General features: G+C 42.1%; 15 protein-coding genes. 10 read left to right on the top strand and 5 right to left on the bottom strand.

The window, feature by feature from the left end:
* Positions 1 to 139 precede the first annotated feature (139 nt).
* From ACWICE_RS12185 to ACWICE_RS12165, 5 genes are all read left to right on the top strand, one after another.
* Positions 140 to 1,072, top strand: coding sequence for a ketopantoate reductase family protein (locus ACWICE_RS12185; protein WP_312695789.1), 933 nt, complete (start codon positions 140 to 142; stop codon positions 1,070 to 1,072).
* Positions 1,073 to 1,487: 415 nt separating this feature from the next.
* Complete coding sequence (locus ACWICE_RS12180) at positions 1,488 to 4,640, top strand: PVC-type heme-binding CxxCH protein (protein ID WP_454290959.1); 3,153 nt, start codon at positions 1,488 to 1,490, stop codon at positions 4,638 to 4,640.
* A 27-nt stretch (positions 4,641 to 4,667) separates the two neighbouring features.
* Entirely contained in the window at positions 4,668 to 5,522 is an 855-nt protein-coding gene (locus tag ACWICE_RS12175; protein WP_093099297.1) for a sugar phosphate isomerase/epimerase family protein, read from the top strand.
* A 61-nt stretch (positions 5,523 to 5,583) separates the two neighbouring features.
* Positions 5,584 to 6,843, top strand: a complete 1,260-nt coding sequence (locus ACWICE_RS12170) for an MFS transporter (protein WP_093099298.1) — start codon at positions 5,584 to 5,586, stop codon at positions 6,841 to 6,843.
* Positions 6,844 to 6,866: 23 nt separating this feature from the next.
* Positions 6,867 to 7,916: a ThuA domain-containing protein gene (locus ACWICE_RS12165; protein ID WP_454290958.1), complete on the top strand. Its 1,050-nt coding sequence runs from the start codon at positions 6,867 to 6,869 to the stop codon at positions 7,914 to 7,916.
* An 11-nt stretch (positions 7,917 to 7,927) separates the two neighbouring features.
* Here ACWICE_RS12165 and ACWICE_RS12160 read toward each other — a convergent pair whose 3' ends face one another.
* A complete protein-coding gene (locus tag ACWICE_RS12160; RefSeq protein WP_454290957.1) occupies positions 7,928 to 9,175 on the bottom strand; it encodes a 3-deoxy-D-manno-octulosonic acid transferase in 1,248 nt (415 codons plus the stop codon).
* Positions 9,176 to 9,231: 56 nt separating this feature from the next.
* Here ACWICE_RS12160 and ACWICE_RS12155 point away from each other — a divergent pair, with 56 nt between their 5' ends.
* Together ACWICE_RS12155 and galE are read left to right on the top strand one after the other, a co-directional pair.
* A complete protein-coding gene (locus ACWICE_RS12155) occupies positions 9,232 to 10,179 on the top strand; it encodes a UDP-glucuronic acid decarboxylase family protein (protein WP_454298494.1) in 948 nt (315 codons plus the stop codon).
* A gap of 29 nt (positions 10,180 to 10,208) precedes the next feature.
* A complete protein-coding gene (gene galE / locus ACWICE_RS12150; protein WP_185217427.1) occupies positions 10,209 to 11,237 on the top strand; it encodes a UDP-glucose 4-epimerase GalE in 1,029 nt (342 codons plus the stop codon).
* 185 nt (positions 11,238 to 11,422) lie between these two features.
* On the opposite strand, the gene ACWICE_RS12145 is transcribed toward galE, so the two are convergent.
* Together ACWICE_RS12145 and ACWICE_RS12140 are read right to left on the bottom strand one after the other, a co-directional pair.
* Complete coding sequence (locus ACWICE_RS12145; RefSeq protein ID WP_093099686.1) at positions 11,423 to 11,842, bottom strand: DUF983 domain-containing protein; 420 nt, start codon at positions 11,840 to 11,842, stop codon at positions 11,423 to 11,425.
* Between the two features lie 8 nt (positions 11,843 to 11,850).
* Positions 11,851 to 12,711 (bottom strand): helix-turn-helix domain-containing protein, encoded by an 861-nt coding sequence (locus ACWICE_RS12140; RefSeq protein WP_185213085.1) that lies wholly within the window; start codon positions 12,709 to 12,711, stop codon positions 11,851 to 11,853.
* A gap of 163 nt (positions 12,712 to 12,874) precedes the next feature.
* On the opposite strand from ACWICE_RS12140, the gene ACWICE_RS12135 reads away from it, so the two are divergent.
* Entirely contained in the window at positions 12,875 to 13,429 is a 555-nt protein-coding gene (locus ACWICE_RS12135; protein ID WP_454298493.1) for a hypothetical protein, read from the top strand.
* A gap of 57 nt (positions 13,430 to 13,486) precedes the next feature.
* Positions 13,487 to 16,822, top strand: a complete 3,336-nt coding sequence (gene mfd / locus ACWICE_RS12130; protein ID WP_185213086.1) for a transcription-repair coupling factor — start codon at positions 13,487 to 13,489, stop codon at positions 16,820 to 16,822.
* Between the two features lie 187 nt (positions 16,823 to 17,009).
* Here mfd and ACWICE_RS12125 read toward each other — a convergent pair whose 3' ends face one another.
* On the bottom strand, positions 17,010 to 19,505 hold the full coding sequence (locus ACWICE_RS12125) for a M14 family zinc carboxypeptidase (RefSeq protein WP_454298492.1): 2,496 nt from the start codon (positions 19,503 to 19,505) through the stop codon (positions 17,010 to 17,012).
* A gap of 113 nt (positions 19,506 to 19,618) precedes the next feature.
* On the opposite strand from ACWICE_RS12125, the gene ACWICE_RS12120 reads away from it, so the two are divergent.
* Positions 19,619 to 20,806, top strand: coding sequence for a trans-sulfuration enzyme family protein (locus ACWICE_RS12120; protein WP_093099309.1), 1,188 nt, complete (start codon positions 19,619 to 19,621; stop codon positions 20,804 to 20,806).
* A gap of 43 nt (positions 20,807 to 20,849) precedes the next feature.
* Here ACWICE_RS12120 and ACWICE_RS12115 read toward each other — a convergent pair whose 3' ends face one another.
* The gene (locus ACWICE_RS12115) at positions 20,850 to 22,802 is read right to left on the bottom strand and encodes a glycoside hydrolase family 127 protein (protein ID WP_185213088.1); all 1,953 of its coding nucleotides are present in this window, start codon (positions 22,800 to 22,802) and stop codon (positions 20,850 to 20,852) included.
* Between the last annotated feature and the right edge of the window lie 9 nt (positions 22,803 to 22,811).

Raw genomic sequence — 22,811 nt, 5'->3', positions numbered from 1 at the left:
CTGGAAACACAAGGGTATAAATTAGCGTGTTTATTGTTCTGAGCCTCCTTTTCTACGAATGTATATTATCTTTATGACTATATCATAACATGGTGACTGAAAACCCCAAAGACTGGTAATCATCTAAACAAAAACGGACATGATAGAAAAAACAAAAGTATTGATAGCTGGACTTGGTGCAATTGGAGGATATTTTGGTTGCAAGCTCTGTGCCTCCAACCCAAATGATGGAAGTCTGTCAATAGAATTCTTAGTGAGGGAAAAATCAGTTTCCTTTGTTCAGGAACAAGGTTTGATGGTAAGAGATGGAGGATTGGAGATTACCGGTAAACCTGATGATGTGTTCCACGATGCAAGGGGAAAGGGAACCTACGATTATATATTGATCTGCACCAAGACCCCAGACTTATTGGGCATTTTGGATTGCATTTCGCAATCCGTGGGCGAGCGTACTGTTATCATACCCCTGATGAACGGGGTTCAATCGGTCTTGCAAATCAAGGAAAGGTTCCCCTCTGCCCTGGTATGTTACGGATGTACAAACATAGTCGTGAGGAAGGTGGGGGACGGTGCTGTGGAAAAATTTTCAGAATTTGAAAAACTGCATTTTGGGATACCCAGCCAGACGGACGATCGCCTTACATATTTTTACCAGTTGCTACGTTCAGCTGGGATTGATGCTGGACTTACAGAAGAGATTGAACCTGTGATCTGGACCAAATTTCTCTTTATTTCTTCGGCTGCCGCATCGACATGTTACTTTAACGCCACATTTGGACAGATTAGAAGTAACCGGGATTTTTTCGATACGTTTCTGGCGCTCCTGGACGAAGGTATTGATTTGGCTTTAAAAATGAACGTGAGACTAAATCTAGGAACCAAGGAAAATATCATTGGTATGCTGATGGCGACACCTATTGACGCCACCACTTCCCTTCATTCGGATTTACAGGGTAACAACCCTAGGAACGAAATGGAAGAGCTTATAGGTTTCTTCGAGGCTAAATCAAAAGAGATGGGAATTGGAATGCCTTACCACCAAATGGTTTATGAAAGTCTCAAAAAGAAATAAAGTTGGACACCGAAGACCTCCAACCAAACCCAAATGCCAGTCCTACCTTGATCGGACCATCTATTTTGGACCATGCCCATACCTTGACAATTGTGCTCTGAATGCCTAACACCGTACTCATATCCATCTTTCGAGGTCTATCTATTTTTTGTTCTTTTTGAGGAAATGGGATTTAGAAATTGAAGATTTAACACCTATTTCCCCGATTATCCACCATAATTTTATAGTTCAACCCATTGGTATTACTTTAAAAGATAATACCAAAACCATTTTCTTTCCACAAAAACAGGGTTATTGTAAAATTTTTGTACAACAGGACAGTACATGACACCCAACATTGATTATAAGGTTATATTTGGTTAACCAGAATTGTATCGATTCTCATAAATCTAAACAGACCGCTATAACAATTAATATGAACAGTTTTAGGCAATTTATTTTGTTCTCTTTAATCTTAGTCCTATCCAGTTGTACGCACAAGCCAACCATGGAGCCAGTGAAGATCCAAAAAGATTCCCGCATCGTCCTAATTGGAAACAATTTGGGTTCAAGGATGATGGAATATGGTGATTTTGACACCGAACTTCAAACAAGATTCCCTGACTATAATTTATTTATCCGAAATATCTGTAGCCCCGGCAATACCCCTGGCTTTAGACCCCACCCTTCCAGGAACTCCCCTTGGGCATTCCCGGGAGCGGAAAAGTTCAATCCTGAATTTGATATCAATACAGGCAGTGAAGGACATTTCCCTACGGAAGATGAATGGTTGATAGAATTGAAACCTGATGTGATCCTTGGTTTCTTCGGCTATAATGAATCCTTCCGAGGACCTGAAGGCATTGAGGACTTCAAGGGCGAAATAGCAGCGTTTATTGACCATACCAACAGCCAAGATTACAATGGTGGTAAGGGCACTACTCTAGTGCTGATCTCCCCTATTGCTTTTGAGGATTTGACCGATACATATGACCTACCAGACGGAAAAGAATTCAACAAAAACATCCAGCTCTATGCGGATGCGATGGAACAGGTGGCGAAAGACAAGAAAGTCCCTTTCCTTGATGTTTTTGACATCAGCCAAAAATGGTATGATCAGAGCTCTGATTATCTGACCATCGATGGTTCACAGCTTTCGGAAAAAGCCTATGGAATATTCGCTGATTACTTGGTGACCAGCATATTCGGTAAAGGCGAAGGAAAGGCTTCAATCCATAAAGATGAAATCAAGAATGCGGTTTTAGAAAAAGACTGGATCTGGACTCAGGACTTCAAGATCCCAAATGGCGTGCATGCATACGGCCGTCGCTTTAATCCGTTTGGTCCAGAGAATTATCCTTTTGAAATCAAGAAACTCCGCGAAATGGGCTATATCCGTGATACTGCAATCTGGAAGGCCGCAAAAGGTGAATCCTATGATTTGGCAGCGATGGATAAAAACACCCTAAAGCTACCTGAAGTAAAAACGAATTATGACTTTGGACAAGATCCAAATTCTAGATACCTGTATGGAGAAGAAGCATTAGCCAAATTCCATACGGCACCGGGCTATAAGATTGATCTATTTGCTTCGGAAAAGGAATTCCCAGATTTGGCAAACCCAGTTCAGATATCCTTTGATTCCAAAGGTAGGCTTTGGGTAGCAACCATGCCTAGCTATCCACATTATAAAGCTGGTGATGGAAAACCAAATGACAAGATCATTATCCTAGAGGATACCGATGGCGATGGCAAAGCTGATAAACAATCCATCTTTGCAGACCATTTACATCTTCCGATTGGTTTTGAATTTGCTCCAGAAGGGGTTTATCTATCCCAAGGAAAGAATTTGGTTCTATTGAAAGACACCGACAATGATGGCAAAGCTGATCATAAAGAGGTTATTTTAAGCGGATTTGATGATCATGATACCCATCATGCCCACAGTGCCTATAGCATGGATCCTTCAGGGGCGATCTTCATGGCAGAGGGTGTATTCCTACATACCAATGTAGAGACTTCCTATGGACCAGTTCGAGGAGTCAATGGCGGATTTTACAGATACGCTCCGCAAACCAAGAAATTGGAGCGTGTAGCCCAAGTATCTATTCCTAATCCATGGGGAATCGCTACGGATGAATGGGGACAAACCATCTATCTGGAAACTTCTGGACCAGATGTGAGATGGATGCTTCCCGGAAGTATCAAACCGAGATATGGGGAATCCAACGACAAGTCCTTTTCTTTAGTGGACGAAAATCATCGTGTGCGTCCTACTTCAGGACTGGAGTTTATTTCATCAAGCCATTTCCCTGATTCAGTTCAAGGCGATTACCTATTGAACAATACCATCGGCTTCTTAGGAGGCAAGCAACATACCTTTGTAGATGATGGAACCGGCTATAAATCTAAGCACAGGCAGGATCTATTTTGGTCCGATGACAAGAACTTTCGTCCTGTTGATGCAGAGATTGCCCCAGATGGTTCGCTGTACATCGTTGACTGGCACAATATGCTGATTGGACATATGCAGCACAACGCACGCGATCCACTGCGTGACCACGTTCACGGACGTATCTATAGAATTACCTATCCGTCTAGGCCGTTGGTAAAACCAGCGAAGATAGATGGTGCATCCATCGATGAATTGCTGGAGAACCTAAAATTCCCTGAAATCAGGACCCGTTATAGAACGCGTACGGAACTGAGAATGCGCGATGATGATGAAGTTGCCAAGAAAGCAACCGCTTGGGCTGAGAAATTGGATACTAAAGATCCGAAATACCTGCACAACCTATTGGAAGCGATGTGGGTTACTTGGGGGGCAAATAAGATCAATGCAGACCTTGTCCAAAAATTATTGGAATCTAACGACTATCATGCGAGAGCTGCAGCAATCCACGCCATTCGCTATAATACCGATAAGATCAAGAATTATAAAGATTTGATGGCCAAGGCAACAAAAGATGAAAGTGGTCGTGTAAAATTAGAGTTGATTGCAGCAGCATCATGGCTGAAGCCAAGTGAAGGCATAGACTTGATGAATGCGATCGATACCAGCAGTCTTGACAAGTGGAACAAACCAGCATACTTGACATCCGTAGCTCATCTGAACAACAAATCGGTGAAGGAGAAATCGGAAACCAGTAAAACGGCAACGAAATTGACTGGCCCTGCCTTAGAGCAATACAGACGAGGCGCTGTGATCTATGCGAAAGAAGGCTTCTGTGTTACCTGCCACCAACCGAACGGCAAAGGATTGGATGCCTCTGGCTTCCCGCCGTTGAATGCGAGCAAATGGGTTACCGGAAGTGAAGATCGATTGATCAAATTAACCTTGAATGGTCTATTGGGACCAATTGAGGTCAATGGCAAGAAGTATCCAGGTCAGGTACCGATGACTCCATTTGGAATGATGCTGAACGACCAAGAGATTGCAGACGTACTGACTTATGTCAGGAATTCATTTACCAATGAGGCAAATCCAATCTCTGCAGCTAAGGTAAAGGAAATCCGGGAGTCCATTAAAGATAAAAAGGGCTTCTATTCGCCAGAAGATCTATTAAAAGAACATCCATTAGAAAACTAAGATTAATTGTAAAAAGATATATAAAGAATGAACAAAATAGGATTTAACATTTTACCATGGACTGCAGGAGTTACCGAAAAGGCATTCCCCATTTTAGATCGATTAAAGAAAATAGGTTATGATGGTGTTGAAGTCTTTATAGGATCTCCCGATGAAGAAGAATATAGGGCATTGGCAAAACATGCCCATGACCTAGGTTTGGAAGTCAACGCGGTAACTACACTTGGCGAAAATGAAAGTCCCATCTCGACAGACACGGCAAGTCGAAGTCGAGGATTAGATAGAATAAAGTGGGCAATTGACCGAGCACATGATTTGGGTTCGACGATTTTATGCGGACCCTTTCATTCTGCTCATGGTTATTTTTCCAGGGCGGCACCTACAGACCAGGAATACCATTGGGCAGCAGAAACCTTGCGCGCAGCCGGCGACCATGCCCAGCAGGCTGGAATAACCCTTACGCCTGAAGCGGTCAATCGATTTGAAAACTATCTGGCAAGCTGTATCGATCATTTAGCTTATTTGATCGACCTGACCGACCATCCGCATGTAAAGGGAATGTATGACACCCACCACGCCAATATTGAGGAAAAAAGTATGCGAAATTCTATCCAGAAAATTGCTCCAGTTTTGGCGCATGTCCATATCAGCGAAAATGACCGTGGTACTCCTGGAAGAGGATTGGTGCATTGGGATGAGGTTTTTCAAACCCTTAATGAGGTCAATTATTCTGGCTGGTACACGATTGAGGCCTTCTCAAGAGCGGATCCGGATTTTGCGAACGCCATCAATGTATGGCGAGAATACTCCGATCCATGGGAGATTGCAGAACATGGATATCATTTTATCAAAAATAATCTAGTGAATTTTGAGAAAAAATAAGTTATCTTGTTGATTGATTTAAAATCAACACAAAATAATTTAACCACAAATAAACCACATTATGAGTAAACAAGTTAACCCTAGTGCCTTGTTTTTAGGAAGCTGTCTAGCCCTAATCACTACAGGTCTTACCTTTTCAATTCGTGCTGGGATATTACCTCAGCTAGGTCAAAGCTTCAATTTATCTGCCGAACAACTGGGATTTATCAATTCCATGTGGTTTCTCGGCTTCCCGATCTCCATGATCTTGGGAGGAATTTTCTATTACAAAATTGGCCCTAGCAATATTATGCGCTTTGCATTCGTTTCCCATACCCTTGGGATATTGTTGACCATCTTTGCGACTGGTTATTCGACCTTATTGATTTCAACTTTATTTATCGGTTTAGGAAATGGCTGTACCGAAGCGGCTTGTAATCCTTTGATTGCCGATCTATATTCGGGCAAGAAAATGGATAAGATGCTGAACAGGTTCCATATGTGGTTCCCCGGTGGTATCGTATTGGGAAGTTTGATTTCCTTGGTCATGACTAAAATGGGTGCAACTTGGCAAACTCAGATGTGGATCATTATGATCCCAACAATTTTATATGCGATCATCTTTTACGGAAAAGCATTCCCTAAACCAAAAGAAGAAAGTGCAACCTCTCTTTCCAATAATTTCAAGGCCATGTTCTCGCTTACCTTTATCTTCTTGTTCTGCTGTATGGCATTAACGGCTATCTCTGAATTTGGACCACAACAATGGGTAGGAATCATTATGGCAAATAGTGGTGCCAGTCCTATGTTGGTATTAGCCTTGGTTACAGGTCTAATGGCAGTAGGCAGATTCTTTGCTGGACCAGTTGTCAAAGCTTTAGGCCAAACCGGTGTATTACTGGGCGGAGCCATCTTTGCCACCATTGGTGTTTACCTATTCTCTGTTGCAACAGGAGGAATGGTCTACGTAGCAGCCATATTATTTGCGATTGGGGTATGTTACTTCTGGCCTACCATGATTGCCACAACAGCACAGCGCGTACCATTGAGCGGTGCCATCGGCATGTCCGTGATCGGTGGTGTAGGAATGTTCTCGACTTCCATCTTCCAACCAATAATCGGTCGTTGGATTGATAGTTCTAAAGCTGCTGTACAACAATCAGGAGAAGTGATAGAAAATTTAGATTTATTAGTAGGTCAGGTGACCCTTGCTAAATTGGCTATCTTCCCAGGTATTTTAATTGTCTTGTTCTTGTTCTTCCATTTCTGGCAAAAGAGAGCCTACAAAGGTCAGCACGAAACCGAAGAAGGGACCTCAAATGCACAGGTAGAGACTATATAACTCGAAAACATTCATAAGAAATAATGACACATCAACTCAGAACCACCTCTATTCTTTCATTTTGGACCAATAAACTCCTGTTGATAGCCTTTCTATCCTTCAGTTTTGGCCTAAGCAATTGTATTGCCCAGCAAAATAATTGGTTACACTTTACCCCTGAAAAGGCGCAGGCCAAAGGCAAGAAAGTGGTGCTGATTTCTGGAGATGAAGAATACCGTTCTGAGGAAAGCTTACCCATGCTGGCGAAAATCCTAACTCAAAAGCATGGGTTTGAAACTTTCGTTCTCTTTGCCATAAACCCAGAGACGAAACAGATTGACCCTGAATACCAAAAGAACATCCCCGGACTTGAAAACCTGGAGAATGCAGATTTAATGATCATAGCAAGTCGGTTCAGAGAATTGCCAGATGAACAGATGAAACATGTTGACAATTTCCTTAAAGCTGGAAAACCAGTTATCGGATTACGTACAGCAACCCATGCATTCAACTTCCCGAAAGAATCTAAAAGTGCATATAAGCATTATGGATTCAGTAATCAAGAAGGAGATTGGAAAGGTGGATTTGGTGGATTTATTTTAGGGGAAACCTGGATCAATCACCATGGAGACCATGGCACAGAAGGCTCTTTAGGTTTGATGAATGGTCTACAGATCAATGCCAAAAACCCTATCCTTTTGGGTGTTGAGGACATTTGGGTGCCTTCAGATGTGTATGGGATCAAAAACAGCTTAAAGAATTCAGAAATCCTGGTTTTCGGTCAACCGACCTTGCGAATGACCGCAGAAAGCCCTATCAATAGAAAGAAATCAATTATGCCGGTTGCTTGGACCAAGGATTACCAAATCCCTGGTGGTAAAAAAGGTAAAGTTTTCACCACGACCATGGGATCTTCCATTGACCTATTGGACAAGAACCTAAGAAGGCTGATCGTGAATGCCTCTTACTGGGCGGTTGGTTTGGAAAATGAAATCAAAGCGGATTCCAATGTGGATCCTGTAGGAGAATTCAAACCTATTATGTTTGGTTTCGGAACCCATGTGAAAGGGAAATATCCTAAGGATTACCTATAGTAGCAGGATTATTAACCCAATAATTTTTCAGTTTCCAGGTATTTCATAATGATTTGTGTAGCTCCAGATCGCTGTTGGACATAGTTTTTGGCAGCAATACTGGCCTGCACCAGCTTTTCACTTATACACAAGGCATTATAGACATCTTGCAATTCCTGTTCATTGGAAATGGAGAAACCAGCTCCTATTTCCATCAGGTCGATGGCCTCCTGAAACTTCTCATACTTCGGACCAAATATCACGGGCATCCCATAGGTTGCTGCTTCCAACGTATTGTGTATACCGGCACCAAAGCCTCCTCCAATATAGGCCATACGGCCATAATGGTACAAAGAAGAAAGCATTCCAATATTATCAATGATCAATTGCCTAGAAGCAGCAATTTGCTGATCGGTATAGGTATTGAATTTTGAGAACAGCAATGCATGCGGAAAGAGCTTCAACATGGCATCGATATGGTCTTTATGGATTTCATGTGGCGCAATAATAGCCTTCAAATCCTTATTGTTTTCAAGCAACACTTTTAACAGGGCTTCATCTGCTGGCCAAGTACTTCCTGCGACTAAAATATCCTCGGTCCCGGCGAAAGTTTGTGCTTCAGGGATCAGTTTATGTTCTTTCGGCAATTCCACGACCCTATCGAAGCGTGTATCTCCCGCCAAGCCTGCCTTCGTAACCCCAATCCATTTCAGCATATTCACACTTTCGGTATTCTGCGTAAAGAAATAGGAAACCTTCTTGAGAATTGAGCGGAAGAAGCCCCCATATTGTTTGAAGAATACTTGGTTTTCCCTAAAAATCGCCGAGATCATCAATAACCTGATCTTTCTTTTATCGAGTTCCTTGAAGTAATGGTACCAGTATTCATACTTGGTAAAGATGGCCAACTTCGGGTTGATGATATCGATAAATCGACGCGCATTGCTAGCGGTATCTGCTGGAAGATAAAACACATGATCGGCTAAAGGACTGTTTTTTCTGATCTCATATCCGGATGGGGAAAAAAATGTTACAATAATTTTTTCCTGAGGATGGCGACTTTTTATTTGCTCCATAACTGACCTACCTTGCTCAAATTCGCCTAATGAAGCAAAGTGAAACCAAATGTATTGCTGCCCTTTTTCAACCGATTGTTCTATATGCTGCAACAGTCCATCACGACCATCAACAAGCAACTTGGCTTTCGCATTGAACAATGCGAATACGCGAAGCAGCAAGCCGTAAATTAAAATCCCTAGGTCGTAAAGAAAACGCATCATGTTAAAATATTACTTATCTTCGTCAAAGATATTTAAACCTTTTCAAATTCACTATTGTGCAAGAAAACAAGCGCAAACGAATATTAATAACAGGAGCAGCTGGATTCTTAGGATCTCATCTTTGCGACCATTTTATTGATCAAGGCTTTCATGTCATCGGAATGGACAACCTCGTGACAGGAGATCTTCGGAACATTGAACATCTTTTTCATCTTTCCAATTTCGAATTTTACCATCATGATGTCTCCAAGTTTGTCCATGTACCCGGAGAGTTACATTATATCTTACATTTTGCTTCGCCGGCAAGTCCCATTGATTATTTAAAGATCCCTATCCAGACCCTCAAAGTAGGTTCTTTGGGCACACATAACCTTCTGGGATTGGCGAAGAGCAAAAATGCACGGATCCTGGTTGCATCGACTTCTGAGGTCTATGGGGATCCTTTAGTCTCTCCGCAGAATGAAGAATACTGGGGAAATGTAAATCCAGTTGGACCTAGAGGCGTTTACGACGAAGCCAAGCGTTTCCAGGAAGCCATGACCATGGCTTATCATAATTTCCATGGGATGGAAACTCGCATTGCACGGATCTTTAACACCTTTGGCCCGCGAATGAGGCTGGAAGATGGTCGGGCATTACCAACTTTTATCTCCCAAGCTTTACAGGACAAGGATGTAACCGTTTTTGGAGATGGAAAACAGACAAGGTCCTTTATTTACGTTTCAGATCAGGTAGAAGGAATCTGCAAACTGCTTTTCAGCGATTACCATTTACCGATCAACATCGGTAATCCAGATGAGATGACCTTGATCGACATGGCGAACGAAATCATCCAATTGACCAACAGTAAGTCGAAAATAATCTATGAGCCTTTACCGATTGATGACCCTAAGAAAAGACGCCCCGATATCAGCAAGGCTAGGGAGATTCTGCAGTGGGAGCCAAAAATCGGAAGAAAAGAAGGTCTTGAGAAAACAATTGAATACTATAGAACATTATTTTAAGAACACCCAACTATATAATTATAAATAAAATGAGCAAAATACTTGTCACCGGCGGAACCGGATTCATTGGATCACATACCGTAGTAGAATTGCATAATGCTGGATATACACCTGTTCTAGTTGATAACCTTTCCAATTCCAATATCAAGATCTTGGACCAGATTGAAAAAATCATTGGCGTAAAACCAGAATTCCATCAATTTGACCTATGTGATACCGATAAAGTAAACGAATTTGTCAAAGCAAATCCTGATATCACGGGTATTATTCATTTTGCAGCTTCCAAAGCAGTTGGTGAATCTGTTCAGAACCCATTAAAATACTATCATAACAACTTCTTCTCCTTAATCAATTTACTAGAAGCTTACCGTGAGAAACCGATCAATTTCGTTTTCTCATCAAGCTGTACCGTTTATGGAGAACCAGATACCCTTCCAGTAACGGAAAGTGCTCCAGTAAAGAAAGCTACTTCTCCTTATGGAAACACCAAACAGATCGCAGAGGAAATATTAGAGGAAACGGCTAAAGCAGCTTCAAACTATCAATTTGTTGCTTTGCGCTACTTCAATCCAGTAGGTGCCCATAGTTCGGCACTGATCGGTGAATTGCCAATTGGTGTTCCGCAAAACTTATTACCTTTCATTACGCAAACTGCCATCGGCAAGAGAGAGAAGTTGACCGTATTTGGCGATGACTATGAGACTCCAGATGGTTCAGCAGTTCGTGACTACATCCATGTTGTGGATCTAGCGAAAGCGCATGTTGCTGCCATTAAATTACTGGAAAAAGGAAATCCTAATGGCAATTACGATGTTTTCAATATCGGAACAGGTAATGGCTATTCAGTATTAGAAGCCATCAAAGCTTTCGAAAAAGCATCCGGACAACCATTGAACTTCGAGGTTGGCCCACGTCGTGAAGGTGATATCATCAAAGTTTGGGGCGATGTAACTAAATCAACAAAAGAATTGGGTTGGAAAGCCGAGCTAGGAATAGACGAAATGATGTCATCAGCTTGGGAATGGGAAAAATATTTGAAAGATAATCCGATTAGGTAGGAAGGGATTTGAGATATGAGATGGGAGATATTAAATTTGATATCTGTACATCTCATATCTATCCTTTAAAAAAGATAATTTTTTGACACACTTTCTATCTCAATACTCATATCTCAAATCTCATATCTACCCCCATAAAAAGGCGGGCTTTTGTTAAACAAAACCCGCCTTTTTATGGGGTAATGCTACTTACCTTCTTCTTTGACCCTTTGGAAAATTTTAGGGTTGAATTTGAAGGATGGTGTCATCAAGTATAATAAGATGATTCTGGAATAGCGGTTGTTGAATGGCGCCATGATCAAGGTGACTGCTAGGGCAACGATGACATATAACCAAGGGCTTTCCAAATTACCGGATAGGAAATAGGTCAATACACAGGCTGTTACCAATTCAGCAACGCTAAGGGCATAACTGACATACATGGCAACATAGAAATAGCCGGGTTCTTTTTCAAATTTCAACTCACATGCTGGACATCTTTCCAACATTCTCTTAGATTTAAAACTCAAAAGAGGTGCTGCGAACATATTACCGGTTCTGCATCTCGGGCATTTACCATCTATTGCACTCTTTAATTCCGAAGGTATGGTATATTTTGTTTCCATATTGATATTTATGTCCATTGTGATTTTCTGAATTCTTCGGGGGTCTTACCCTCTACTTTTTTAAAAAATTTTGTAAAATATGAATTATCATTAAAACTCAATTCATAGGCCACCTGTGAGATGGTCCAGTCTGGCAAGATCAGCAATCGCTTGGCCTCCAACATGATCCTGTTTCGGATTACTTCCCCAGCTTGGGTCCCCAGGTATTCCTTACATACCGAATTGAGGTGGTTTGGAGTGACAAATAATAACTCCGCATATTCCTTTGGCAAATGCAGCTCTTTAAAATTCTGGTCGACCAGGGAAATAAAGTTCTTGATCAACACCAGATGATAGTCGATGCTCTTCGCCGGGAAATTGGGGATATATGCCTGGTCAAACCGCAGCAGAATATAAAGAAGTAAAGAACGCTTTAGATCTTTTGCTACAGGTAGACTGCTCAGTTCGATCAATTGATCGAATAAGCGGGAAATTTCGCGGACCTGATATTCTTCTAGTGTGAAAACACCTTCATTCAAGGAAGAAAACAAGTCTAGATTCTCCACATAATCAGGTTGGATCAAAAGGGACTTGAAATAGTCGATATCGAAATTGACGATATAGCCAGTCATTTTCCCTTCAAACATCCAGGAGTGCACTTGTCCTGGTCCCATGAAATATACCTGACCACGCTCGATGGGGTATTGTTTGAAATCAATCTCATGCATCCCCTCTCCTGAAAGGAATAACAACATTTGGTAGAAATTGTGTCGATGTGGAAAAACCAGGTTATTGTTCTTACCTAGGTAAACCTCCAGACGGTCTGCCAAAAAGTTTTTATCCTCCTTGTAGGATACTGTACATTGCTCTAAAACAGGTATCTTGCCCATACGATACAAAGGTAACCAATAACTACCATGAATAATGGTATAAAAACAGCCATCAATGGTGTTATTTACTTATTGGATTTATTTACCCCTTATAATCGGGGATAATTAATACCATTGCCTAAATTGAGAATGGTATTATTTGTAATATTATTTATCTTTATTTATGTCATTACACAAGGATCAGGAGCTCAAGGAAGCGGTACTCAATTTACCGGCAAAGGAAAAGGACAAGTTATTGGTCAGGTTAATCAATAAGGACAAGATGCTTTTGAAGCAATTGCACTATGAGCTCTTAGAGGATGAGGCCGATTTGGAGGATCGGATTTTCGATCTGAAGAATGCGTTGGAATCTTTGTTTGATGTGAATAGCAATAAGGTCAAAAACCTGCCCATGTATTCCAATTACAAAGGCCTGAGCAGCAGCTTGCGCCAAGCGAGCGGCATGATCAATGAGCATGAGAAGATCACTAAGGATAAGTTTTCCGTGGTGGAATGTAGGCTCTTGATCTTACAGGAGGCCTTTGACCGGTATCCCTCCCTATTTGGTCCATCCGCATTATCTCCTGCATTCAAACTGCATAGCTATGTGGGTGCGAGGATCAAAAATGCCGTAAAAATATTTGGCAATCTTCATGAGGATCTACAATTTGACTTGAAAGACCAAATGGAATATGTGCTTGAATTTGCTGAACAGCATAAGCTCGATCAGAGCTTATAGGTTGATATCCATTCCTATTACCCAAGCATTTTTGTAAATTTGCAAAAATATACTAGCGTGAACATCCAAGAAATATTAGATAAATACATCCTATCCGAACAAGTCAAGCGATTTACCAGTAGTATCCAGAACGGCAAACCGAAGGTCCATTTAAAGGGATTGGTAGGTTCGTCCGATGCCATGGTCGCTGCCGCCTGCTACCAGATAGAAAAACGGTTGAACGTCTTTATTTTGCCTACCCATGAGGAGGCCTCTTATTTCTTGAGTGACCTGGAGAGCTTATTTGATAATCAAATCCTGTTCTTTCCGGCATCTTACAGGAAGGCCTTCGATTTTACCATCTTGGACAGCGCCAATGTTCTGCAACGGGCGGAAACGCTGAGTTCACTGAACCGAAATTCTGAATTGCCAAAAATCGTGGTTACCTATCCTGAAGCCATTTCGGAAAAGGTAATCAACAAAAAGGACCTCGAAAAAAATACATTGGAAATCCGGGTTGGCACTAAGCTGAGCATTGATTTCATCAATGAGTTCTTGTATGAATATGATTTTGAACGCGTCGATTTTGTTTATGAACCGGGACAGTTTGCAATCCGCGGTGGCATCGTGGACATCTTCTCTTTTTCAAATGACCTCCCCTATCGGATTGAGTTCTTTGGCGATGAAATCGATAGCATCCGGACCTTTGAGATTGAATCCCAACTTTCAGTCAACAAGATCAATTCGGTAACTATTGTTCCGAATGTACAAGCAAAATTCCTGAGCAATAACCATATTTCATTATTGGAATATATTGAGAGAGATTCCATTATCTGGATCAAGGATGTTCAGTTTACGCTGGACATCCTGCAAGAAGGCTATAAAAAGGCTTCCAAATATTGGAAAGCCTTGACAGAAAAGGAAATCAAGGATAATCCGGATTGGGTGGATCCGAGATTTACCTTTACAGATGACAAAAACTTCAATGCCATGCTCTTTGAGTACCCATTGGTGGAATTTGGAAAGCAATTTTTCTATAAACCGGATGAAGAATTCAGTTTTGATACCCATCCACAACCTTCTTTCAATAAAGATTTCAATCTATTGATCCATAACTTTAAGGAAAATGAAAAGCATGCCATCCATAATTATATCTTTTCGGATTCCACCAAGCAGATTGAACGTATTTATGCCATATTAGAGGATCTGGACAAGACCGTAACCTTCACGCCTATATACAAGGCCTTAAGAGAGGGTTTCAGGGATGACAAGCTGAAAGTAGCCTGTTATACCGACCACCAAATATTCGATCGATACTATAAATATAAACGTAGAAAGGGATATGAGCGCTCCCAGGCGATCACCCTGAAGGAATTGAGTGAATTGAAGCCGGGTGATTACATTACCCATATCGACCACGGTGTAGGAAAATATGCCGGTCTGGAAAAGGTGGATGTGAACGGCAAGAGCCAGGAAATGATCCGCTTGGTCTATGCAGACAATGATTTACTGTATGTCAATATCAACTCCTTAAACCGTATTTCCAAATATTCTGGGAAGGAAGGAACTGTTCCGAAGATGAATAAATTGGGAACGGACGCTTGGGAGAAACTGAAAAGGACGACCAAGAAAAAGGTTAAGGATATAGCCCGGGACTTGATCATGCTCTATGCTAAGCGAAAAGCCCAAACGGGAAATGCTTTCAGTCCGGATACCTATTTGCAACGGGAATTGGAAGCCTCCTTTATCTATGAGGATACACCAGACCAGGAAAAGGCTACGGCTGACCTGAAAAAGGACATGGAATCGCCGCATCCAATGGATAGATTGGTCTGCGGGGATGTGGGTTTCGGTAAGACCGAGGTCGCTATCCGTGCTGCCTTTAAAGCTGTAGCAGATAGCAAACAGGTAGCGGTATTGGTTCCTACGACCATTTTGGCGCTGCAACATTACCGTACTTTCTCGGAAAGATTGAAAGGCATGCCGGCAAACATTGATTATATCAATCGTTTCAAAAGCAGCAAGCAGATCAAAGAAACCCTTAAGAAACTAGAAGAAGGTAAAATAGATATCATAATCGGGACCCACCGCTTGGTCAGCAAGGATGTGAAATTCAAAGATCTAGGCTTGATGATCATCGATGAGGAGCAAAAATTTGGGGTATCGGTAAAAGAGAAGTTAAAGGTCATGCGTGCCAATGTGGACTCATTGACCTTGACGGCAACACCGATCCCAAGGACTTTACACTTCTCCCTGATGGGAGCGCGGGATTTGAGTATTATCTCGACCCCTCCACCTAATAGGCAGCCCGTACAGACTGAATTACACGTCTTCAATGAGAGTTTAATCCAAGAAGCGGTGAGCTTCGAGATCGATCGTGGCGGTCAGATTTTCTTTATCCATAATCGGGTTGCAGACCTTCCTCAATTGGGCATGCTGATCCGCAAATTGGTTCCTGGGGCACGTGTGGGAATTGCCCACGGACAATTGGAAGGGGACGACCTGGAAGATGTCATGTTGAAGTTCATCAACCATGAATATGATGTATTGATTGCGACAACCATTATTGAAGCGGGTTTGGATATTCCTAATGCGAATACCATTATTATCAATCAGGCGCACATGTTTGGTCTGAGTGACCTCCATCAAATGCGAGGCCGTGTAGGAAGGTCGAACAAAAAGGCCTTCTGTTATCTCTTGAGCCCGCCATTATCAACCTTGACCACCGAAGCATATAAACGTCTATCGGCTATCGAGGAGTTCTCTGAATTAGGGTCCGGTTTCAATGTTGCGATGCGAGATTTGGATATCCGTGGATCAGGTAACCTATTGGGTGCCGAACAGTCGGGATTCATTGCCGAGATCGGTTTTGAAATGTACAATAAGATCTTGGATGAGGCGGTGCAAGAGCTGAAAGACGATGAGTTCGGCGAACTATTTGCCGATGAGGAAAACAGAAAATACGTAAACTTTACGCAGATCGATACGGATCTGGAGGTGATGATTCCGGATGAATATGTGACCAATGTTTCTGAGCGCTACAATCTGTACAACGATATTTCGAAGTTGAAGGATGAAGGACAGTTACAGAAATTTGAGAAGGAATTGATAGATCGCTTTGGGCCAATACCTGAGCCGGTGTTTGAACTGTTCAATACCTTAAGGCTGCAGTGGCTGGGTAAGGAGATCGGTTTGGAGAAAATATCCTACAAGAAACATGTTTTGAAAGGGTATTTCGTTAAAAATCCGAAATCTAGCTACTATCAGTCGGATAGTTTTGGAAAAGTACTGGGCTTCGTTCAGCAACATGCCAACAATTCCAATATGAAAGAAGTAAAAGGTCAATTGCGTATAGCTATCAATAATGTGAACAGTATTGAATATGCTATTGAATTGTTGAAACAGATGCGATAAGACTTTAAGGTCGAATGGCTAATTTATAGAGGAAGACAAAATAACCTCCAATAAATTTTAATACATATAGTAACCTATACTTTCTTTTTGATTTTCTTTTCGAATGAACGTACATAAAATGTCCTAATGTTGTTACCCAAAAGTAACCCACATTAGGACATGATACAATCCCCGATATAGGGTATTTTTATTCAACCGTTAGGAAGGTCGCATTAGCCATGATCAGCTTACCGCTTTCCCAAAAATTCCTGAACAACACATTGTCCGTCAAATAGATAACCGAACCCCTACCAAGGTTCTGCGTTCCGAAGACCATTCCATTTTTCAGTTTTTTGTTCAAGTTATGACCTACAAACCCGCTCATCTTTGAGTTTTCTGTGATGTAGCCCACATTCCAACCTTTGTTTGGTTCGAAATATTGAAATAGATTGTCATCCTGTTTCAGGGTGAAGTAATCTTTAACACCGAACATCAATGGGTGGGAATTATCGAAGGTCAGTTTGAAGATGGCTCCAGAGGTATAATTCTCCATTGCACCTCTTTCACGATCTCCATATTTCTTCAATGGACTTGGTTTAGATTTAGCAGAGGTATCTTGTTTTACCGTTTTCAATTCGGACCAAGATTGTGCAGCCAATTGACTTACTGCACTTTCAAGAGCAATGACCTTTCCACCTTTTCTAATCCAACTTGCAAACTCCTCGCTCTGGCCTTTGTCCTTTAGGAAAGAGTAATTCCCATTAGGCATAATGAATACATCGATCTCATCCCAGTCTACCCTAGCAAAATCGGTAGGATTGATCAGGATAATTGGATACTGCAATTGCTGATCAAAGAAATGCCACACCTCGCCCACATTGGTCGCTCTAAGACCTTCGCCAGCCATCATCATGACCTTTGGAGCCTTGATGGTCTTCACATCGGAACTTCCCAAATCCTTTCCTCCTTCTACAATTCCAGATTGGATAGCATAGGTTTTCACCTGTAACTTGTCCGCCTCTTCTTTCATGATCTTTTCTACATTCGCTTGTTTATTGCCGTTCTTCATGACCAAGAGTGATCCTTTTGGAAATTCATCCGAACCGATCTTGAAGCTCTGATCTGAGACTTTAACGGTGATCTTATGGCGTAATAGGGCAGCCAATAATTTTGCTGAAGAAAAACCATCCCATTTTACCGCATATCCAAAATTAGAACCAGTCGCATTGCTGATAGTCTCTAATTGGTAAGGATTAAGGTTGCTGATTTTCGTTTGGGAAGCTATAGCTGGAAGACCATAAACATAAGGCAAAGACCAAGCGGTAATATCGTAGGTAATCGAATCGGTCAGTTTCGCTTCCGGTTCAAACAGTACGCGAATCAAGGCCGCTTTGGATTGATTGCCCGGAATGACCAAATCCTTTTCAGTCAGGCTATGGTTCTGTTCCTTCTTACTGAAGTAATCAAAGCCCTTTACAGAACCTGAGGAAGAGTAATAATTGATCTTATTCTTGTCCAATAGTTCCATTAGGGAGCGCATGGTCTTATCACGGTAAGAGTCGTACTTGATCACATAGGTTTGGTAAGAAGAAAGTTTACCGGCTGCGGCATCATCTCCGAATTTCTTGAATTCAGAAACCACCTTAGCTGAGTTTTGGGAAACCACTTCAATAATGTTCATTCCTGAAGCATGGTGCTGGATAGCACGGTCCACCAATGTCAGTGTATCCTTTTCATCGGTATAGACTCCTAATCCTGCAGAACCATTTCCTGCTTTTTCAAAGGTCATACCGATGGCTCCAGAATAGATGGGATAGGTGTCCCCATAGGAGGGGTAAAACAGGTCGAAGCGTTCCTTGGTGAAGTAAAGCCAGCCTTTGGAATCAAAATATTTTGCATTATGCTTTCCAATGGTGGTCTGAAACTCCCTTTGCCATGGCGTGATCACCTCATGGAAGGGCTCAGCTGCCGGTGGAAAATAGTATGGCGAGTTAATTCCCTGTTCGTGGAAATCAGCATGGATATGAGGCAACCACTTGTTGTAGATGGCTGCACGGAAAGTACTTTCCTTCTGCGTTTGCCAAGCCCAATCACGGTTCATATCGAAATAATAATGATTATATCGACCTCCCGGCCAAGGTTCGCGGTGCTCTCTAGCATAGATCTCCGGATTGTACTTGATGCCCACGGTTCCGTTGTACCAATTGTTATAACGTTCGGTTCCATCAGGATTCAAGCAAGGGTCTAGGATAACCAGGGTGTTATCCAACCAACCTTTGCTCTTGCTGTTGTTGGGATTTACCAATTCGAATAAGGTCATCATGGAAGCTTCAATGGATGAGGTTTCATTCCCATGGATGTTATTGCTGATCCAGACAATGGCAGGACCATTACTGTTTCCCTCGCCTTGCGTAGCATGAGCAAGCTTCAAGTTATTGGTGCGGATATTTTCAAGGTTTCCGATGTTTTGGGCAGAAGAAATATAGAAAACCTTTAAGGGCCTACCTTCAGGGGTTTCTCCATAAGATTCCATTTTCACTTGGTTTGGGACCTGATCTGCCACATACTGATAATATTCCAAAACCTTCCAATGCGGCGTCACTTTGGTTCCCACCTGATAGCCTAGATATTCAGCGGGGGATTTGATTTGCGCATAAGAAAGTGTGGAAATAAAACAAGCCAGGATGGCCAGTATTTTTTTCATAGTATTAGAGGTTAATTAGGGTTTAATAATTTAAAATAATTCGTTGCTGAAATTAAGTATTTACAAGTTATTTTTTTAATTTTCAGTCCTTTATTTTTTAAACCCAACCTACTATGGCTCATTTAGAAACCGACCTCATCCATAAAGGCCAAGAATTCAACAGTAGTAAAGCTGTTGTAACACCCATTTATCAGACATCTACCTATTTTGCAGATGAAGATTTAAAGAACTATATCATTTCCGCTACAGAGACCAAGAATCCTAATTTTTACCATCGGCATGGTAATCCGACCAACTCACAGGCTGCGGCAATTGTAGCGAGTTTGGAGAAAACGGAAGATGCCCTGGTTTTGGCAACGGGGATGGCAGCTATCAGCACGGCCATATTATCAGTTGTGAAGGCTGGCGATCATGTGGTGACACAAAACTCCCTATATTCTGGCGCTATGCTCTTCTTTAAGAACTTCTTGACCGAGTATGGAGTGGAAGTAACCCACGTGGACCAAAAAGACAACGAAGCCTTTGAGAAGGCCATTAAAGCCAATACTAAATTGATCTATATTGAAACGCCCTCGAATCCAAACTTAGATGTCACCGACCTGAAGTTTATCGCTGAGCTCGGAAAGAAGCACCAACTGACCACGATGGCGGACAATACCTTTGCTTCGCCTATCAACCAGACTCCAACGGAGTTCGGGATTGATGTGGTAGTGCACTCGGCAACTAAATACTTGGGTGGTCACAGTGACCTAACTGCCGGGGTAGTCTGTGGAAGCAAGGAATTTATTGAACGGGTATGGAAAAGATCGTTGATGCTGGGCGGATCGTTGAGTCCTTTTGACTCTTGGTTGTTATTGCGTGGTCTTAAAACGCTTTCTATGCGGGTGAAGCAAATCAACAGCAATGCATTGGCTTTGGCCGAATACTTTGAAAAACATCCGGCAATTAAATATGCTGGCTATGTTGGGCTTCCTTCTCACCCTCAATATGAACTGGTCAAAAAACAGATGCGCGGTGGCACGGGCATGCTTTGCATAGAGGTCATAGGGCAGAATGAAGACGATGCTTATAAAAATGCGCAATCGGTATTGAACAAACTGGAAGTATTTGCCAATGCCGCCAGTTTAGGAGGTGTGGAATCCTTGGTGGTCCATCCGGCCAGCATGTGGGGTTCGCATCATGATAAAACCCAGAAATCTGTTTCCGGAATAAGCAATGGCATGCTCCGGATTTCAGTCGGGATTGAACATATAGACGATCTGATTGCAGATTTTGAACATGCACTAGAAGGAATTAAATAGAAGAAGCGGGTTAAGCCCGCTTCTTCTATTTTGATCTTATTCTTTAGTCAATCCTAACGGAAGTCAACTTCTCTGGTATCCAGACCTGCATCGCGCTCTTTCCTCTGTTGTTCCAAAGGAAATATGGAATTGCTGTAATTTCCTTTTCTTGTTGCAACACTTGATTGCTTGCCTGATCGATAGCAACGATAGGGGCTTTGAATTGGATCACGTTGGCTCCTCCAAATAAATCAGGCTTAAAGCTCACCTGAAACTGGGTATTCTCCGGAATAAACAGTCCATTCTTTGCATTTGGATTATCCACATCCTCCACCGCATAGACTAAGGGGCCATATTGTAAGGCAATGCGGTTTTGATTCTGTTTCAACTCATCGGATGATACAATGCGCTGGACTTCCATGTTCATCAGCATATCGATCTTATCGCCTTTTTTCCACTTTCTATCAATCTTCAAATAACCATCTTCTACTGCAGCATTAACCGGCTTGCCGTTTACTGTTACGGTATAATTATTGGTTTTGTTATTTTTATAGTGATAAAGAGTGCTAGGGACTGGTTCCTTTAACCAACCTGGAATACGAACAAATACTGCAAATTCTTTCGCTTTCTTTGGATTCACTTCGATACTTACTTGTCCGTTCCAAGGATAATTCCCTGTCTGTTTCACAAAGACCTCGTTTTTATTCAGGTCTACCGTCGTTTCACTGCCTACAAATAGGTTGACATAGAGATCAGTTGCCGAGCGGCTGTAGATATATGAACCTAATGAAGATACCAACCTTGCAATATTGGATGGACAGCAGGCTGTTCCAAACCACTCACTGCGTTCGTAATTGCCATCTGAAGCCAGTGGATTACCATAGAAGAAACGGTTTCCAGAAAGGCTGATTCCATCAATGGCAGCATTGTAGAGGGTTCTTTCCAGGACATCGATGTATTTTGCCTGTGCCGAAAGCATGTTCATCCTCTGGTTCCAAAAGACCATTCCTACGGATGCACAGGTTTCACAATAGGCGGATTCATTCGGAAGGTCATAAGGTTTTCCGAATCCTTCATTGGAACCTTGGGCTCCGATCCCACCGGTGATATAATAATGCTTGTTTACCACATCGTCCCAAATGGCATCCATGGTCTTTACATAACCTGCATCTTTGGTTTCAGAGGCAATATCTGCAACCCCAGTATAGAGGTACATCGCACGCACGGCATGGCCGGTTATCTTTCTTTGATCACGAACTGGAATAGCATCCTGTGCATAATCAGGGTCTTTCCATTCATCCCAGATCTTGCCTACTCCATGACCTCTTCCTCTCTGTTCAACAAACCAATCTGCCAATTGCAAATAGCGTTTTTCATTGGTATGATGATATAATTTCATCAAAGCCAATTCAATTCCCTCATGGCCTGACACCCAAGGTTTATTGGGCACTCTGAAGTAATTATCAATATGATCTGCAAACTTGGTCGCTACCTTCAGCAATTTATCCTTGCCGGTGGTATTGTAATAGGCTATACCCGCTTCAATGAGGTGTCCAGCACAATAATCCTCATGCCTTTCCATATCTTTCCAGCGATCTTGCAGGCCATTTAGGGTGTAATAGGTATTCAAATAGCCATCAGGCTGTTGGGCTGCGGCTATTTTATCGATCCATACATCCGTATTGGCTTCAAGTTCTTTGTCTGGATAGTTCTTCAGTGAATACGCGATGGCTTCGATCGCTTTATAGACATCGGAATCATCATAATAAATCCCTTCATGTTTGCCAGAACCCTGGGCCACCTTCTCAAAATTCCTGATACGCCCCGTTTTGTCCTCCGTATAGGTTACACAGGCATCAATGGTAGCATTGGCGACCTTTTCCAATTGGGGTGACCAGAAATTATCTTCGATGGCAACCTTGGAAAAATTAATAGGATAAATCCTTTGTGAAGGGCTTTGTGCCCAAAGGCTCGCGGAAAACAACAGTCCCGCTGAACAAATCAGAAAGCTTCTCATAATGGTAGG

This window comes from Sphingobacterium sp. NPDC055346, from assembly GCF_053645235.1.
Note: the sequence above shows the minus strand (reverse complement) of the source record. Positions and strands in the feature narration are given on the sequence as shown.